Origin of the sequence: Rhodococcus sp. 06-235-1A (genome assembly GCF_002258785.1) — a bacterium.
Taxonomy (GTDB): Bacteria; Actinomycetota; Actinomycetes; order Mycobacteriales; family Mycobacteriaceae; genus Rhodococcoides.
On sequence record NZ_NOYI01000023.1, the window covers coordinates 1 to 16,092 of the forward strand.

14 protein-coding genes are annotated in these 16,092 nt (G+C 65.6%); 5 read left to right on the forward strand and 9 right to left on the reverse strand.

Going from position 1 to position 16,092, the window contains the following annotated elements; all coding sequences use genetic code 11:
* On the forward strand, positions 1–951 hold a 951-nt coding region (locus CH275_RS21745; RefSeq protein WP_143546855.1), incomplete at its 5' end, for a hypothetical protein.
* A gap of 75 nt (positions 952–1,026) precedes the next feature.
* On the opposite strand, the gene aspS is transcribed toward CH275_RS21745, so the two are convergent.
* A complete protein-coding gene (gene aspS, locus CH275_RS21750) occupies positions 1,027–2,832 on the reverse strand; it encodes an aspartate--tRNA ligase (protein WP_094680348.1) in 1,806 nt (601 codons plus the stop codon).
* A 169-nt stretch (positions 2,833–3,001) separates the two neighbouring features.
* Between aspS and ypfJ the strand changes: the two genes are divergently transcribed.
* A complete protein-coding gene (ypfJ, locus tag CH275_RS21755; protein ID WP_094680349.1) occupies positions 3,002–3,919 on the forward strand; it encodes a KPN_02809 family neutral zinc metallopeptidase in 918 nt (305 codons plus the stop codon).
* A gap of 10 nt (positions 3,920–3,929) precedes the next feature.
* On the opposite strand, the gene CH275_RS21760 is transcribed toward ypfJ, so the two are convergent.
* On the reverse strand, positions 3,930–4,958 hold the full coding sequence (locus CH275_RS21760) for an Rv2578c family radical SAM protein (protein ID WP_094680350.1): 1,029 nt from the start codon (positions 4,956–4,958) through the stop codon (positions 3,930–3,932).
* Positions 4,959–5,083: 125 nt separating this feature from the next.
* On the opposite strand from CH275_RS21760, the gene CH275_RS21765 reads away from it, so the two are divergent.
* Positions 5,084–5,554: a DUF3237 domain-containing protein gene (locus CH275_RS21765; RefSeq protein WP_094680351.1), complete on the forward strand. Its 471-nt coding sequence runs from the start codon at positions 5,084–5,086 to the stop codon at positions 5,552–5,554.
* A gap of 7 nt (positions 5,555–5,561) precedes the next feature.
* Here the strand turns inward: CH275_RS21765 and CH275_RS21770 are convergent, their stop codons facing one another.
* From CH275_RS21770 to CH275_RS21780, 3 genes are read right to left on the reverse strand one after another with little or no spacing between them, the layout of a single operon-like run.
* Positions 5,562–6,248 (reverse strand): hypothetical protein, encoded by a 687-nt coding sequence (locus tag CH275_RS21770; RefSeq protein WP_179276282.1) that lies wholly within the window; start codon positions 6,246–6,248, stop codon positions 5,562–5,564.
* Positions 6,220–7,491 carry a histidine--tRNA ligase gene (gene hisS / locus CH275_RS21775; protein WP_094680352.1) on the reverse strand — a complete coding sequence of 424 codons (1,272 nt, stop codon included), beginning with the start codon at positions 7,489–7,491 and terminating at the stop codon, positions 6,220–6,222. The genes CH275_RS21770 and hisS overlap by 29 nt, the downstream gene beginning before the upstream one ends.
* Before the next feature lie 2 nt (positions 7,492–7,493).
* Positions 7,494–8,186, reverse strand: coding sequence for an MBL fold metallo-hydrolase (locus tag CH275_RS21780; RefSeq protein WP_094680353.1), 693 nt, complete (start codon positions 8,184–8,186; stop codon positions 7,494–7,496).
* A gap of 192 nt (positions 8,187–8,378) precedes the next feature.
* Here CH275_RS21780 and CH275_RS21785 point away from each other — a divergent pair, with 192 nt between their 5' ends.
* Together CH275_RS21785 and CH275_RS21790 are read left to right on the forward strand one after the other, a co-directional pair.
* Complete coding sequence (locus CH275_RS21785) at positions 8,379–9,242, forward strand: peptidylprolyl isomerase (RefSeq protein WP_094680354.1); 864 nt, start codon at positions 8,379–8,381, stop codon at positions 9,240–9,242.
* Positions 9,239–10,039: a peptidylprolyl isomerase gene (locus CH275_RS21790; protein ID WP_094680355.1), complete on the forward strand. Its 801-nt coding sequence runs from the start codon at positions 9,239–9,241 to the stop codon at positions 10,037–10,039. The genes CH275_RS21785 and CH275_RS21790 overlap by 4 nt, the downstream gene beginning before the upstream one ends.
* A gap of 67 nt (positions 10,040–10,106) precedes the next feature.
* Here the strand turns inward: CH275_RS21790 and CH275_RS21795 are convergent, their stop codons facing one another.
* From CH275_RS21795 to secF, 4 genes are all read right to left on the reverse strand, one after another.
* A complete protein-coding gene (locus CH275_RS21795) occupies positions 10,107–12,566 on the reverse strand; it encodes a RelA/SpoT family protein (protein ID WP_094680415.1) in 2,460 nt (819 codons plus the stop codon).
* Between the two features lie 77 nt (positions 12,567–12,643).
* The gene (locus CH275_RS21800; RefSeq protein ID WP_179276288.1) at positions 12,644–13,174 is read right to left on the reverse strand and encodes an adenine phosphoribosyltransferase; all 531 of its coding nucleotides are present in this window, start codon (positions 13,172–13,174) and stop codon (positions 12,644–12,646) included.
* Between the two features lie 5 nt (positions 13,175–13,179).
* A complete protein-coding gene (locus CH275_RS21805; RefSeq protein ID WP_094680357.1) occupies positions 13,180–14,883 on the reverse strand; it encodes an ABC transporter substrate-binding protein in 1,704 nt (567 codons plus the stop codon).
* A 26-nt stretch (positions 14,884–14,909) separates the two neighbouring features.
* Positions 14,910–16,091 (reverse strand): protein translocase subunit SecF, encoded by a 1,182-nt coding sequence (gene secF, locus CH275_RS21810; protein ID WP_094680358.1) that lies wholly within the window; start codon positions 16,089–16,091, stop codon positions 14,910–14,912.
* Between the last annotated feature and the right edge of the window lies 1 nt (position 16,092).

A 16,092-nucleotide genomic window follows, 5' to 3' on the forward strand; every position in this document is an offset into this window, starting at 1 on the left:
CCCGGCGGAGCTCCCGGCGGCTTCCCTCCACCGGGCAACTACCCACCCCAGGGCAACTACCCGCCCCAGGGCAACTACCCACCGCAGGGCCCACAGGGCGGCTACCCGCCTCCCGGTGGCTACCCACCGCCGCCCGGGAACTACCCACCGCAGGGTGGCGCACCCGGCGGCTATCCACCGCCGCCCGGTGCCTACCCACCACCGCCCGGAAACTACGGGAACTACGGAAACCAGGGCTACGGGCAGGCACCGACGGCCCCCAATCCCGGACGCCTCGATGTCGGTGCGGCGCTGAGCTACGGCTTCGACAAGTTCAAGGCCAATGTGGGTCCGTGGCTCGGACTGACCGCCATCGTGCTGGCGGTGGGCGTGGTCGCCTTCGTGATTACGTTCGCGTCGACCTTCGCTGCTGCAATGGACGCCGGCAATCGAGGTGAGACCCTGGACGTCGGTACGTTCTCCGTACTGTCGATACTCCTGACCGCCGTCGCTACCTTCGTGGGGTACTTCGTCAACGCGGCTTTCGTACGCGGAGCGTTGGACGAGACCGTCGGCCCGCAGAAGCCGACGTTCGGCCGGTTCTTCCAACTGACCAATGTGCCTCAGCTCGCCGTCCTGGCCGTGATCTGGACCGTGGTCACCGTGGTGCTCGGATTCATCCCCTTCCTGGGAACGCTTCTGCAGATCGTGCTCGGCGTGCTGACAGCCTTCACTCTGACGTTCGCGCTGGACCGGAACCTGGCCGCGTTCGACGCCATCAAGTCGAGCGTCGATCTGGTGGTCAAGAACTTCGGCCCCGTGATCCTGCTGATCCTCGCTCTGGCTGCGATCAATATCGTCGGGGCCATACCGTGCGGGCTAGGGCTGCTGGTGACCGTCCCCGTTTCGGTGATTGCGCTGAACTACGCCTACCGTGTGCTCACCGGTGGGCCATTGTCCCCCGCACGCTGACGTCATAGCTCGACATACACGAATGTCCCCGTAACGCTCGGCGTTACGGGGACATTCGTGTTCGGAGGTCGACTGTTACGCGTCGACCACGGGCTCGGCCGAAGCTGCAGACGCGTCCTTCTTCTCCGGTTTGAAATCGACGCCCGATTCCTTGCGCTGCTGCGGAGTGATCGGCGCGGGCGCGTCGGTCAGCGGGTCGATGCCGCCACCGGACTTGGGGAATGCGATGACCTCACGGATCGAATCGACACCGGCGAGCAACGCGGTGATGCGATCCCAACCGAACGCGATTCCGCCGTGCGGCGGCGCGCCGTAACTGAACGCATCGAGAAGGAAGCCGAACTTCTCCTGGGCTTCTTCTTTGCCGATACCCATGATCGCGAACACACGTTCCTGAATGTCCTTGCGGTGGATACGAATACTTCCGCCGCCGATCTCGTTGCCGTTGCAGACGATGTCGTAGGCGTAGGCAAGAGCAGATCCGGGATCGGTGTCGAACGTGTCCATCGACTCCGGCTTCGGCGAGGTGAACGCGTGGTGCACTGCCGTCCATGCACCGGACCCGACGGCAACGTCGCCGCTGGCGGTGGCGTCGGACGTTGGCTCGAACAGCGGTGCGTCGACGACCCATACGAAGGCCCAGGCCTTGGGGTCGATCAGGTCGAGCTTGCGGGCGATCTCGCCGCGCACGGCTCCGAGCAGTCCGCGCGATGCCTTGATCGGGCCTGCGGAGAAGAAGATCGCGTCGCCGTTGTTCGCACCGACGTGCGCGGCGAGGCCGTCGCGCTCGGCATCGGTCAGGTTCTTGGCAACCGGGCCACCCAACGTGCCGTCCTCGCCGACGAGAACGTAGGCGAGGCCCTTGTGTCCTCGCTGCTTGGCGAATTCCTGCCACCGATCGAGCTGCTTACGCGGCTGCGTTGCCCCACCGGGCATGACGACCGCACCGACGTACGGGGCTTGGAACACACGGAACGTGGTGTCGGAGAAGAAGTCCGTGCATTCGACGAGTTCGATGTCGAAGCGGAGATCGGGCTTGTCCGAACCGTAGCGACGCATTGCCTCGGCGTACGTGATGCGGGGAATCGGCTCCGTGAAGTAGTGACCGACGAGCTTCCACAGCGACGCCAGAATCTCCTCGGCCAGCAGGATGACGTCGTCCTGCGTGACGAAGCTCATCTCGACGTCGAGCTGGGTGAACTCCGGCTGACGGTCGGCGCGGAAATCCTCGTCTCGGTAGCACCGGGCAATCTGGTAGTACCGCTCGATGCCGCCGACCATCAGCAACTGCTTGAACAGCTGCGGGCTCTGCGGCAGAGCGTAGAAGCTGCCCGGCTGCAGACGTGCGGGAACGAGGAAGTCGCGGGCTCCCTCGGGGGTGGAACGCGTCAATGTCGGGGTCTCGACCTCGACGAACTCATGGTGTGCGAGCACCGAGCGGGCGGCAGCGTTGACGTGCGAACGCAGCCGAATGGCGTGGCCGGGGCCCTCGCGACGCAGATCGAGGTAGCGGTACTTGAGCCGCGCTTCCTCGCCCGGCTGATCGTCGAGCTGGAACGGCAGCGGCGCAGCCTCGGACAAGACCTCGATCTCCGAGGCCTCGACCTCGATCGCGCCCGTCGGGATCTCGTAGTTCGCGTTGCCCTCGGGACGACCTTCGACTTTGCCGGTCACCTTCACGACGTACTCGGCGCGCAAGCGATGCGCCTGCTCGAGTGCTGCTCCCTCGCGGAAGACGACCTGGGACACGCCGGACGCGTCGCGCAGATCGATGAAGATGACGCCGCCGTGATCGCGTCGACGGGCCACCCATCCCGTCAGCGTCACGGTTCGGTCGACGTGCTCGGGGCGTAATGAGCCGGCGAGGTGGGTGCGCAGCACGGGTGTCCTTTCGAGAAAAATCCGCTGATCGTGTTCTTCGCTCACCGATCCTACGGAGCACATGACCCTAGAAGGAAACGAGATCGCACCGCAGCATGCGAAGCTATGGCCGACAGCAGCGATGTGTGTTCCCGCCACAGGCGGGAGCTCGGCGGAGAGGAATTCGGGCATGACCTTCAGAGAAGGCTCGCAAACGACACCAGGCCGAGTCTCCGTCGGTGGCAGCGGAGGGGGCGGCGGACGCGGCAAGTTGGCCATCGGCGGCGGCGCGGGTGGCCTGGTCATCATCGTCCTTGCTCTGCTGTTCGGCGGCGACCCGGGAGCCATCCTGAACCAGATCAGCGGTGGCGACAGCTCTGCGGGGCAGAACGACTCCGGAACGTCGGGAACGCTCGACTGTGACGTGGCAGAGGCGAACAGTAACGTCGACTGCCGAGTCGACTTCACGGTAGGAAGTCTGGACACCGTCTGGGAGTCCCAATTGCAGTCGCAGACCGGTGTCGCATACGTCCAGCCCGAAGTCCGGTTGTTCTCCGGCGCAACGAATACCGGCTGCGGCAACGCCACCAGCGCCGTCGGACCGTTCTACTGCCCGGCCGATTCGACGGCCTATTTCGACACGAGCTTCTTTCAGGTCCTCGTGGACCAATTCGGCTCCAGCGGCGGCCCACTCGCGCAGGAGTACGTGGTAGCGCACGAATTCGGCCACCACCTGCAGAACCAGCTGGGCGACATCGGCCGCGCGCAGGCCGATCCGCAGGGACCCGAGTCCGGCGGCGTCAAAGTGGAGTTGCAAGCCGACTGCTACGCGGGAATCTGGGCGCACTACGCAGCCGAGACTGTCGACCCGAAAACTGGGGTGCCGTTTCTCGAACCGTTGACGAGCACCGACATCGACGATGCCCTGTCGGCAGCGTCGTCGGTGGGCGACGACCGGATTCAGCAGGCGTCGACCGGTCGCGTCAACCCCGAGGGCTGGACGCATGGCTCGTCCGCGCAGCGGCAGGCCTGGTTCTCCGCGGGCTACGAGACCGGACAGGTGGCGGCCTGCGACACTTTCTCGGCTCGCGACCTCGACAATCCCTGAACCGGCACGATCAGAACAACGTGAGTGCCGGCCCCGAGGCCACCAACCCTCGGGAGTCGGCAGGCTCGTTCGCGGGCAACGCGCGAGTCTGCTCGGCGGCGAATCCGTAGGTGTCGAGCAGCGGATCGATTCTCGCTTTCAACCAGTGCTTGTATTCCGGAGTCACGTACGCACCGTGCCCGTAGAGCTGACGGTATCTGCGTACCAACGCAGGGTGTTCTCTCACCAGCCAGCTCATGTACCAGTCCTTGGTGCTCGACCGTAGGTGCATCGGCAGCGCCGTCACAGTCGTGGCTCCCGCGTCGGCCAGTGCGCCGATCAGACCGTCGAGTTGCTTGGCACCGTCGGTCAGGAAGGGGATCACCGGTGCCACCAGAACTCCGCAGTCGAGTCCGGCGTCGCGGACCGCACGAATGAGGTCCAATCGCGCTCGCGGACTTGGGGTTCCGGGCTCGAGCTGCTTCTGCAGGTCGGCGTCGTGAATGGCGAGGCTGATGCTCACATGCACGTCGACCTGCTGCGCGGCAAGCGTCAACAGGGGTAGATCGCGCCGCAGCAGTGAGCCCTTGGTCAGAATCGAGAACGAAGTGCCCGATTCGGTCAGTGCCCGAATGATGCCGGGCATCAATCGGTACCGACCCTCCGCACGTTGATAGGGGTCGGTGTTCGTGCCGAGTGCCACCGGCTCGCGCTTCCACGATCGGCGAGACAGTTCCTTGCGGAGAACGGCGGCCACGTTGGTCTTGACGACGATCTGCGAGTCGAAGTCGTTGCCGGAGTCCAGGTCCAGATATTCGTGCGTCGGCCTGGCAAAGCAGTATCTGCATGCGTGTGAGCACCCACGCATCGGATTGACGGTCCACGAGAACGGCACCTGCGATTCGCTCGGCACTTCGTTCAAGGCGCTCTTGCACAGCACCTCGTGAAAGGTGATGCCCTCGAACTCGGGCGTCTGCACGCTGCGGACCAAACCCGATCGCTCCAGCCCCGGCAGCGCCCCGTCGTCCGCGGCGTCGAGAGTCTGACCCGCCCATCGCATGCACACAGTCGAACATTTGTTCTATGCCGTGTCAAGGCCGGCCCGCGCTCCGACGATCCCCGCTCGGGAGCGGGTGCCTGGAGGCGATAGCGTAGGCCCCCAGTCGATCCTAGGAGTGCACCGACGTGACCGCCCCGAACACACCGACCCTCGAACCCATCCTGCGTCTCGGAATCACCCTGGGACCGGCAATCGACATCGGCTCGGTGCCCCAGGGCGAACGGGTCGTCACCACCGTGCTCGGCGGCGCAGCACCAGGCCCCGACATCGAGGGGACCCTCGCGGCAGGGTCGACCGTCGTCAGCGTGACGCGGCCCGACGGATGCACCGAGTTCAGCAGCGACCTCGTCCTCGAATTGGCAACGGGCGGTTACCTTTCGCTCGGCTACCGCGGAGTTCAGTTCGGTCCGGCCGAGGTCATCGACGCTCTGAACGATCCCGAGCGCGAGGTCGACCCCGCGACGTACTACTTCCGCGGCACTCTTCGGGTGTCGACGGCGGTCCCGAAGTTCACCTATCTCAACCGCGCACTCGTCGTCACGTCCGGATCCAGGTCGGCCGAGGCCGTCGTGCTCGACGCCTTCCTGGTGACCTGATTCCGGCTCAATCGAGCAACTGCGCGACCTCACGGTCGGTCAGAGTGGCCTGGGGAGTTCGCCCCTTGCTGCGGACGAGGTCGACAGCGCGATAGAGCGGCCGCTCGTCCAGTCCGGCGTCGCGGGCCTCGGCGCGCAGCTGATCCACCAACACCGACGCGATCGCCGCGGCAGGAACCAGCTCGGTGGTCCACAGCGAATCGGCGAGGGTTCGCAACGCGAGAATCGGTAGTTCGCGGCCGCCACCCTTCGTGTAGAGCGCCAGCGGAACCACGACGGGCGTACGCCCGTCGTAGAGCCGCAACGAGATCTGGTCGATTCCGGCCGTCCGAATCGTCAGCTCGGCCGTCACCACCTCCGGCATCCTCAGTCGGCGTGTGCGCAACCCTCGTGAGCACAACAGCGGCCCGTCGAGCCACACCCGTCGGCGCAAACCCAGCCAGCCCGACACCGCTGCCGGACCACCGACCACCACCCCGATCAGGACTGCCAACCACACCGGCGCAACGAAAGCCAGCGCGGCGGCCACCGCGATTCCGATCACCACCGAACCGAACGCGATCTTGCGCAAGCGCGGGGCAAGGAACTCTGCAGAAACCAGATCGAGGGCTACCGGGCCGGTACCGGGTCGAGAGTCACCGGGTCGAGAGTCACCGGGTCGAGAATCACCCGGCAAGGCGCGACCCGAGGGCATCGACCACGTCGGCCAGGGCGACGGTGTCCTGCTCGCCGTTCGAAAGGTCCTTCACCAGAACCGTTTCCGCCGCCAATTCCTGATCCCCGAGTACCAACGCGTACCGGGCACCGGATCGGTCGGCAGCCTTCATCGCACCCTTGATGCCGCGATTTCCGTAGGCCATGTCGACGGCAATACCTCGTTCACGCAACTGGGCCGCGATGTCGACGATCGCCAGTTTGGCACCGGCACCCATCGGAACACCGAACACCTGGCACCGAGATGTCGCGCCCGCGGTCTTGCCCTCGGCGGCGAGTGCCAGCACCGTGCGGTCGACGCCGAGACCGAAGCCGATACCCGACAGCGCCTGTCCGCCGAGCTGTTCCATCAGCCCGTCGTAACGGCCGCCGCCGCCGATACCGGACTGCGCCCCGAGACCGTCGTGAACGAATTCGAACGTCGTCTTGGTGTAGTAGTCCAGGCCGCGCACCATCCGCGGGTTCACCAGGTACGGAACGTTCATCACGTCCAGGTACGAAAGCACCTCGTCGAAGTGTTCCTTGGCGGAATCGGAGAGGTGATCGAGCATCAACGGTGCGTCCGCGGTCATCTCGCGCACCTCCGGCCGCTTGTCGTCGAGCACGCGCAACGGGTTGATCTCGGCGCGTCGACGGGTTTCCTCGTCCAGTGGAAGCGCAAAGAGGAACTGCTGCAACAGCTCTCGGTATTGCGGGCGGCACGTGTCGTCGCCGAGCGAGGTGATCTCGAGCCGGAATCCGGTGAGCCCCAAGGCCCGGAACCCGGCGTCGGCCACGGCGATGACCTCGGCGTCCAGGGCCGGATCATCGATGCCGATCGCTTCGACTCCGACCTGTTGCAGCTGCCGGTACCGTCCGGCCTGCGGGCGCTCGTACCGGAAGAACGGCCCGGCATAGGCCAACTTGACCGGCAGGGCACCGCGATCCAAACCGTGCTCGATCACCGCGCGCATGACGCCGGCGGTGCCCTCGGGACGCAGCGTCACCGACCGATCTCCGCGGTCGGCGAAGGTGTACATCTCCTTGCTCACCACATCGGTCGACTCCCCGACCCCGCGGGCGAACAGTCCGGTGTCCTCGAAGATCGGCAATTCGATGTGCCCGTAGCCGGCGTTGCGGGCAGCGTTCAGCAGCCCTTCCCGAACGGCGACGAACTCGGCCGAGTTCGGGGGGAAGTAATCGGGGACACCCTTGGGGGCAGAAAATGCGGTCGGCTTGCTCACGCTCACAGCTTCCCTTGCTCGGGGTCTCCGAGTCCAACGAGGAACGGGTTGGACCCGCGTTCCTGGCCGATCGAACTCTGGCCGCCGTGTCCGGGCAGTACCACGGTGTCGTCACCGAGCGGCAGCAACCGGGACGCGATGGACCGCAGCAGTTGGTCGTGGTTGCCGCCCGGCAGATCCGTCCTGCCGATCGACCCCGCGAAGAGGGTGTCTCCGGTCAGGGCCAGCGGAACCGCACCGTCCGGCCCGTCGGCCCGAGCGAGAAACACCACCGAACCCTGGGTGTGCCCGGGCGTGTGCACCACCGTGAACTCGATCCCGGCGAGATCCAGTTGCTCGCCGTCGGCCAGTTCGATCACCTCGGCCGGTTCGCGGAACTCGATGTCCCCCAGCACGGCAGCCAACGCCGGACCCGTTCCCTTGATCGGATCCGACAGCATGTACCGATCCTCGGGTGCGATGTACGCCGCGATGCCGTACTTTGCGCAGATCGGCTCGACCGACCACGTGTGGTCGAGGTGGCCGTGCGTGAGCAGCACTGCGGTGGGAGTGAGCGAGGATCGCGTCAGAAAATCGATCAGCGGATCCGCGGCGTCCTGGCCGGGATCGACGACGACGCACTCGGACGCGTCGTCCTGGGCCAGGATGTAACAATTCGTCTGAAACATGCCTGCGGGAAATCCGGTGACGAGCAAACCAATCGCTCCTAAAGGCTGAGGCCGAAGTACCGAACAAGCTTAGTGGGGCCGATCCCATCGGGTCCCCCCAGCATGCTCTCAGGCAGTGATGGCACACTCGCGTTGGTCGATTTTCGGCCTGTTACCACACGATCGGTCCGTGTATCGAGCGGGCGAGGTCGATTTTCGGACAAGCGGGAGGAACACGAATTGCCCAGCAACGAGCAACGGCGCGAGGCTGCCAAACGAAAGCTCGAACGCCAACTCGTACGCCGCGCGGAGCGCGCACGGCGTCGTAAGCAATTGACGATTGCAGGTTCCATTCTCGGTGTCGTCGCAGTCGTGGCCGTCGTCTCGGTCGTGTACGTGGTGACCCGCGGTGACGACGATGCGAGTACCGCTCAGGAATCGACGACGTCGGCACCCGCCGACTCCCTCATCGCGGCGGGACGTTCCGAGCCCCTGCCGGAGACGGTGAACTGCTCCTATCCCGCTGCGTCAGCGCCTGCGGCCAAGGAGAACACTCCCCCGCGCACCGACAACGTCCCCACCAGCGACGAACCGCTGAGCTACAGCATGACCACGACCCAGGGCAATATCGGCTTGACCCTGAACAACCCCGAGTCTCCGTGCACGGTGAACAGTTTCGTCTCGCTCGCCAATCAGGGGTATTTCGACGGCACCACCTGCCATCGACTGACCACCGGCGCCGGTCTTCAGGTGCTGCAGTGCGGCGATCCCTCGGGCACCGGAAGCGGCGGACCGGGGTACCAGTTCGCCGACGAATTCCCCACCGACACGTTCGCCGAGGGCGACCCGGCCGCGCAGACCCCGATCGCGTATCCGCGAGGAACGTTGGCCATGGCCAACGCAGGCCCGGGAACAAACGGCAGCCAGTTCTTCCTCGTCTACGGCGATTCCGAACTGCCGCCCGCCTACACCGCGTTCGGCACCATCGACGAGACCGGACTCGCCACGCTCGACGCCATCGCGGCCAAGGGAGTGCAGGGCGGCGCATCCGACGGAGCGCCGGCCGAACCGGTCGACATCACGACCATGTTGAGCGACCTGTGAACCGCATCGCCGCTCTGACCATCGTGGTCTCGGCCACCGCGCTGGTACTGGCAGGGTGTTCCGGTTCGGCCGACCCGGCCGCTGCACCTACCACCACGACCTCGGCATCGACGTCGACGACCACGAGTGCGGCCCCCACGCCGCGGCCGGCACTGGACCTCTCTCGTTTCGGTGCACTACCGGCCGTGCCGCAGCCGACGACCGACACGGTGTCCTGTGCCTATCCGGCGGAGTCGCCGGCCGCGAAGGAAGTGAACCCGCCTCCCACCGAAAATGTCGACGTGTACGGCACCGTGAACGTCGCACTGACCACCAATCAGGGGCCGATAGACATCGTCCTCGACCGAACTCAGGCACCGTGCACGGTCAACAGCGTCGTCGGTCTGGCGCAGCAGGGCTACTTCGACGGCTCTCCTTGCCACCGGTTGACCACGTCACCGGGTCTCGAAGTACTGCAGTGCGGTGACCCGTCCGGATCAGGACGGGGCGGACCGGGGTACAGCTTCGCCAACGAATACCCCACCACCGCGTACGCCGACGATCCGACGCAGGCCCAGAACCCGGTCGTCTACCCGCGTGGGACGCTCGCCATGGCCAATGCAGGCCCGGACACAAACGGCAGCCAGTTCTTCCTGGTGTACGCCGACTCGGTGCTGCCGCCGCAGTACACGGTGTTCGGCACCATCTCCGAGAGCGGACTGGCCACCCTCGACGCGATCGCAGCGGGCGGGGTGACCGGAGGCTCCGAGGACGGTGCGCCTGCGAATCCGGTGATCGTGGAATCGGCAACGGTGTAGCTCGATTCGAACGACGAGAGGGTGAGCAGAGATTCTCTGCTCACCCTCTCGTCGTTGTCGGGACCGCTCAGGCGGCCGATGTCAGCCGGTACACGTCGTAGACTCCCTCGACGTTGCGGACCACGTTCAACACGTGACCGAGATGCTTCGGATCACCCATCTCGAAGGTGAACTTGCTGATCGCAACCCGGTCTCCCGATGTCGCAACGGACGCCGACAGGATGTTGACCTTCTCGTCGGCCAACGCTTTGGTGACGTCCGAGAGCAGCCGGTGGCGGTCGAGAGCCTCGATCTGGATAGCGACCAGGAACACCGAAGATGCCGACGGTGCCCACTGAACCTCGATGAAGCGCTCGGACTGCTCTTCGAGGGAGCGCGCGTTGGTGCAATCGGTGCGGTGCACGCTCACCGATCCTCCACGGGTGACGAATCCGAGGATTTCGTCTCCGGGCACCGGAGTGCAGCACTTCGCGAGCTTGGCCACGACACCGTCGGCACCGGTGACCAACACGCCTGCGTCGCCGACCTGGCGGGGCCGCGTCGGGATCGTCGACGGCGTCGACCGCTCGGCGAGTTCCTCCTCGACATCGCCCACACCACCGAGATGGGCGACCAGCCTTTGCACCACGTGCCGAGCGGACACGTGATTTTCGCCGACGGCGGTGTACAGCGCGGAGACGTCGACATAACGGAGTTCGTGCGCGATCGCCGACATCGACTCGGCATTCATCAACCGCTGCAACGGCAGTCCGCCTCGGCGAACCTCCTTGGCGATGGCGTCCTTGCCTGCCTCCAGCGCCTCCTCGCGGCGTTCCTTGGCGAACCACTGGCGAATCTTGGTCTTCGCTCGTGGCGACGTCACGAACCCCTGCCAGTCGCGGCTGGGACCGGCAGTGGCGGCTTTGGAGGTGAACACCTCCACCACTTCACCGTTGTCGAGCGTGCGCTCGAGTGCGACCAGTCGGCCGTTGACCCGGGCACCGATACAGCGATGACCGACCTCCGTATGCACCGCGTACGCGAAGTCGACCGGGCACGATCCGGCAGGCAAGGTGACGACGTCGCCCTTGGGCGTGAAGACGAATATCTCCTTGACCGCGAGGTCGTACCGTAGCGACTCGAGGAACTCGCCCGGATCGGCTGCTTCCCGCTGCCAGTCGAGCAGCTGGCGCATCCACGCCATGTCGTCGACCTCGGCGTTGTCCTGGGAGTGTTTGCCCTTGGTCTCCTTGTACCGCCAGTGCGCAGCGATACCGAACTCTGCCGTCCGGTGCATGTCTCGTGTTCGGATCTGCACCTCGAGGGGTTTGCCCTCGGGCCCGATCACCGTCGTGTGCAGAGACTGGTACACCCCGTAGCGCGGCTGAGCGATGTAGTCCTTGAAGCGGCCTGCCATCGGCTGCCACAACGAGTGCACGACGCCTACAGCGGCATAGCAGTCGCGGATCTCGTCGCACAGAATGCGGACGCCCACGAGGTCGTGGATGTCGTCGAAATCGCGACCCTTGACGATCATCTTCTGGTAGATCGACCAGTAGTGCTTGGGTCGCCCTTCGACCACGGCGCTGATTCTCGACGCGGCCAGGGTCGCATTGATCTCGGCCCGTACCTTCTCGAGATACGTGTCGCGTGACGGTGCACGGTCGGCGACGAGGCGCACGATCTCGTCGTACTTCTTGGGGTGAAGGATGGCGAACGCCAGATCTTCGAGCTCCCACTTGACCGTGGCCATTCCGAGTCGATGCGCAAGCGGCGCAATGACTTCCAGAGTCTCTTTGGCCTTGCGGGCCTGCTTCTCGGGTGGCAGGAAGCGCATCGTGCGCATATTGTGCAGACGATCGGCGACCTTGATGACCAACACGCGAGGATCTCTCGCCATCGCGATGATCATCTTGCGAATGGTCTCGCCCTCGGCAGCAGTGCCGAGTACGACCTTGTCGAGCTTGGTCACTCCGTCCACGAGGTGCGAGACCTCGTCGCCGAATTCCTCGGTCAACTTGGCGAGCGAATATCCGGTGTCCTCCACCGTGTCGTGCAGCAGGGCCGCAACCAGGGTCGTGGTGTCCATCCCCAGCTCGGCGAGGATATTGGCCACGGCGAGCGGATGGGTGATGTACGGATCGCCGGACTTGCGCATCTGAGTTGCATGCAGTTCGTCCGCGACGTCGTACGCCCGCTGCAACAGCGCCAGATCGGCCTTGGGATAGAGCTCGCGGTGCAGGCTGACCAGTGGCTCGAGGACGGGCTTGACGGCGGCACTACGGCCGGCGGTGATACGGCGCGCCAGACGCGCTCGCACCCGTCTCGACGCCGACGTCGGCACCGGTGCCGAATTGCGCGTGCCGGACGGAGCCTGCGCGTCGTTCACCGCCGATGCCGGAGTCACTGCAGGCTCGACGGCCGGGCGGGTATCACCGGACGTGACCTCGTCCGTCGATGCGACGTCGACTCCGGCCCTATCGGCAACGTTCGGCTGTTCGGGGACGGCAGGCCCATCGGGCAAGGGCTGATCGATGTAACGGGTCATTCTCATCACCTCCTGCCACACGGTCGACGTCGTCGCCGGACGCATCCGGACAACGCACTACGAACAGACTTTAGTCCTCATACTCGAACGAGGCAGGCAAGCGGGTAACCGCTACACCTGTCGCGCCCTCCCAAGGCCGCGATCTCGAGAACGACAGCGGCCCCGACAATCTCCGCACCCTGATCGGCCAACAACCGAGCGGTCGCCTCGACGGTCCCGCCCGTCGCCAACACATCGTCGATCACCAGCACCCGCCGTCCGGCCACGTCGATCGCCGTCGGGATCTGCAGCTCGGCGGTCCCGTACTCGAGATCGTACGACCGCGAATGCACCGGTGGCGGCAGCTTTCCCGCCTTGCGAACCGCAAGTACCCCGCACCCCAGCTCGAGAGCCACTCCGGCGCCGAGCAGGAATCCACGGGCGTCGATCCCCGCCACCAGATCGACGTTCTCGAAACCCTCCGCCAATTCCGACACGACGCTGCGCAGCGCCTTGCCGTCGGCGAACACCGGCGTCAGATCGCCGAAACGCACCCCGGACACGGGAAAATCGTCGACCCACCGCGTCAGCCGAGTCACGGCAGCGGCCGCGCCTGCCCGTTCAACCATGTCGTTCATCGAAGAAGAACCCACCGATCCATGTTCCACCCGACACCTGCTGCCGTCGGGTTGGGCATCACATCCTGCATACCGTCACTGACGACGGTGGTACGCGGCTCGTTGTACAGGGGCAGGGACGGCATGTCGTTCCACAGGATGTTCTCGCCCTCGGTCGACAGCGCCAGCACGCGCTCGGGATCGTCGGTCACCGCCAGCTGATCGACGATGGAATCGATCCTGCCGTTGCTGTAGCCGCCGACGTTCAGTCCGATCCCCGTCCGCAGCGAATATCGAGCAACGACTCCCGCGGCCGAACCCGATGGCCCGGGCAGAGAGCCACTGTTTCCGAGCACGGCGTCGACCGCGCCGGCGCGCAGCGCGGACGGCGTGAACTCCGGCGAACCCGCATCCTCGACGGTGATGCCCGCGGCAGCGCAATCAGCGGCCATTCGGCTCACCACCTGGGCTCGACGCGCGTCCGGACCCAGGTAGCCGACGCGCACGGTCAGAGCGCTCTCCCCCGCGGCAGCGAGTTCTTTACCCGCTTGATCCAGATCCGACCTCTGATATCGATCGCCCACGGCCGCAGCCACCGACGGATACACCAGGGTGTCGGGCTGAACGAGACGAGAATCCACAACACCCGAGCCGAGACCGGCCGACGAAGCATCCGACCCGGGATGGCCGAGAGTGTCGAACAGATCCGTTCTCGGGATGCACGCGGCCACGGCTCGACGCGCGCCGGCGTCGGCCATTGCGCCCTGCGTCGAGAAGGTCAACTGCTCGACGCCTCGGGACGGCTCCTCGCTGGTCGCGAATCCCTCGGTCGCGCCCAGATCGACGGCACCGGCACCGTGGTCGATCACGTCCAGCGAGCCGTCGGCGACCTTCGCCGCCACGTCGGTCCCCTTGGGCCATACGACGACCTGCTCGGTCTCGGGAGGAATTCCCCACCAGGCGTCGTTCGCAACGAGCACCAAACCGTCCTCGGCGGTGTAGGAATCGATGCGGTACGGCCCGGCCGAGGGCAGCAGCGAGGTGTCGATCGAGCCCGGCGTCAGGGTCCACCCGGTGTTCCAGAACTCCGCGATGCGGCCCACCACGCCCTCGTCCTCGGCAAGAATCGGATCGACGACGTTCGGCACCCCGGCAGCGCGGGCGGCGACGTGAGCGGGAAGCAGGTCGGTGGCACCGAACAGCGCGCGCCAGTTCAGGTAGCTGCGCCCCGGGGCGAACACCACCGTGGCCTCCTTGGCACCGGGAACGCAGTCGATGCGCTGGATGTCGGAGTATCCGGCCGTCGACGCCGCGTCGAACATGGGGCGGTCGGTGGCGAATCTGCCACTGTTCGCGGCCCACGCCAACACCAGGTCGTCACACGCCATCGGCGCGCCGTCCGAGTACGTCGCGGCCGGGGCGATGGAGTACTGCAGGCTCAGCGTATCGCCGGGAACGACCGTGACGGTTCCGATGTCGTTGTCCGACAGCGCATCTCCCTCGGGACCGAGGTAGCTGAAGCCCACCTGCACCCGGGTGAAGGCCTGCCTTGCTCCCGACGCCGCGCCATCGACGGTCCGTGCGTTGTACGTGTCGACCACGTTGTCGAACGAGTAGCCGATCGAGGGCACCTTGTCCTCGGGCGACGAGCACGCGGTGATGGACACCGCGCCGACACTTGCCGCCACCAGTGCCGCGATACACCTGCGTTTCACGTGCACTCTCCGTCCCAGTCGAGGATGGGCATCTACCGTCGCTTCTTGTTCCGCTTCCCGGTGGGCCGATTACCTGCCTGTGGAGCGGATGCCTTGGTGGTGGACACACCGACCGCAACGGGTTCGGGGGCCAGACCGGCGGCGCGGGCGGCTGCTTCGGCCCGCTTGGAATGGACCTTGCGCGTGTGAGCGGCCACGGGCCCCCACTTCTCCTTGAGCGATACCAACAACGGGGTGGCGAAGAAGATGGACGAGTAGGCACCGACGATCATGCCGACGAGCTGCACCAGCGCAAGGTCCTTGAGTGTGCCCACTCCGAGCAGCCAGACCGCGATGATCATCAGCGCGATCACCGGAAGAACACCGATGACGGTGGTGTTGATCGAGCGCATCAGGGTCTGATTGACGGCCAGGTTGGCTTGCTCTGCGTACGTCTTGCGGTGCAGGTTGAGGATGCCTCGGGTGTTCTCCTCGACCTTGTCGAACACCACCACCGAGTCGTACAGCGAGAAACCGAGGATCGTCAGCAAGCCGATCACCGTCGCCGGGGTCACCTCGAATCCGACGAGCGAGTACACGCCTGCGGTCACCACCAGGTCGAACCCCAGTGCGGCAAGTGCCGCCAAGGCCATGTCTCGCTCGTACCGGACGGAGATGTAGATGCTGACGATCACCAGGAATACCGCGAGCGCGATCAGCGCTTTCTGGGTGATCTGGCTGCCCCACGTCTCGCTGACGTCCGAGACGCTGATGGCGTTCGGGGTCGAAGTGCCGGAGTTGTCCTGCGGCTGGAAGGCCTCGAACAACGCCTGGCGGAGGGTGTCCACTTCACTGGGATCGAGTGCTTCGGAGCGAATCTGCACCGTTGCTGCCGCGCCCGAACCGACGGTCTGGACCGACACCGGCGGCATGCCGAGCGAGTCGTCGTACACCGTCTCGACCTGCTCGGTGGTGATGTTGTCGGCGGCCGGCAGTGCAATCCGAGTGCCGCCCTCGAAATCGATACCGAGCGTGAAGCCGCGCACGAGGAAGCTCAGCAGGCATACCAGCACGATGACGCCGGTGAGGATGTAGTAGAACCGGCGACGACCGACGATGTCGAAGGCCCCGGTACCGGTGTAGAGCCTGGACAGGAAGCTGTGCCTGGGCTGCGTAGCCTGGTCGACACTCGAGTCGTCGAGGGGTGATGGGGTCGACGTGGTCGTATCCGACATG

Bases quoted from the DNA above. Each gene is read 5' to 3' on its own strand.
- ypfJ (WP_094680349.1), top strand. From the start codon at position 3,002: ATGACCTTCAGAGAAGGCTCGCAAACGACACCAGGCCGAGTCTCCGTC.
- CH275_RS21760 (WP_094680350.1), bottom strand. From the start codon at position 4,958: ATGCGATGGGCGGGTCAGACTCTCGACGCCGCGGACGACGGGGCGCTG.
- CH275_RS21770 (WP_179276282.1), bottom strand. From the start codon at position 6,248: ATGCCCTCGGGTCGCGCCTTGCCGGGTGATTCTCGACCCGGTGACTCT.
- CH275_RS21795 (WP_094680415.1), bottom strand. From the start codon at position 12,566: ATGACCCGTTACATCGATCAGCCCTTGCCCGATGGGCCTGCCGTCCCC.
- CH275_RS21800 (WP_179276288.1), bottom strand. From the start codon at position 13,174: ATGGTTGAACGGGCAGGCGCGGCCGCTGCCGTGACTCGGCTGACGCGG.
- secF (WP_094680358.1), bottom strand. From the start codon at position 16,091: ATGTCGGATACGACCACGTCGACCCCATCACCCCTCGACGACTCGAGT.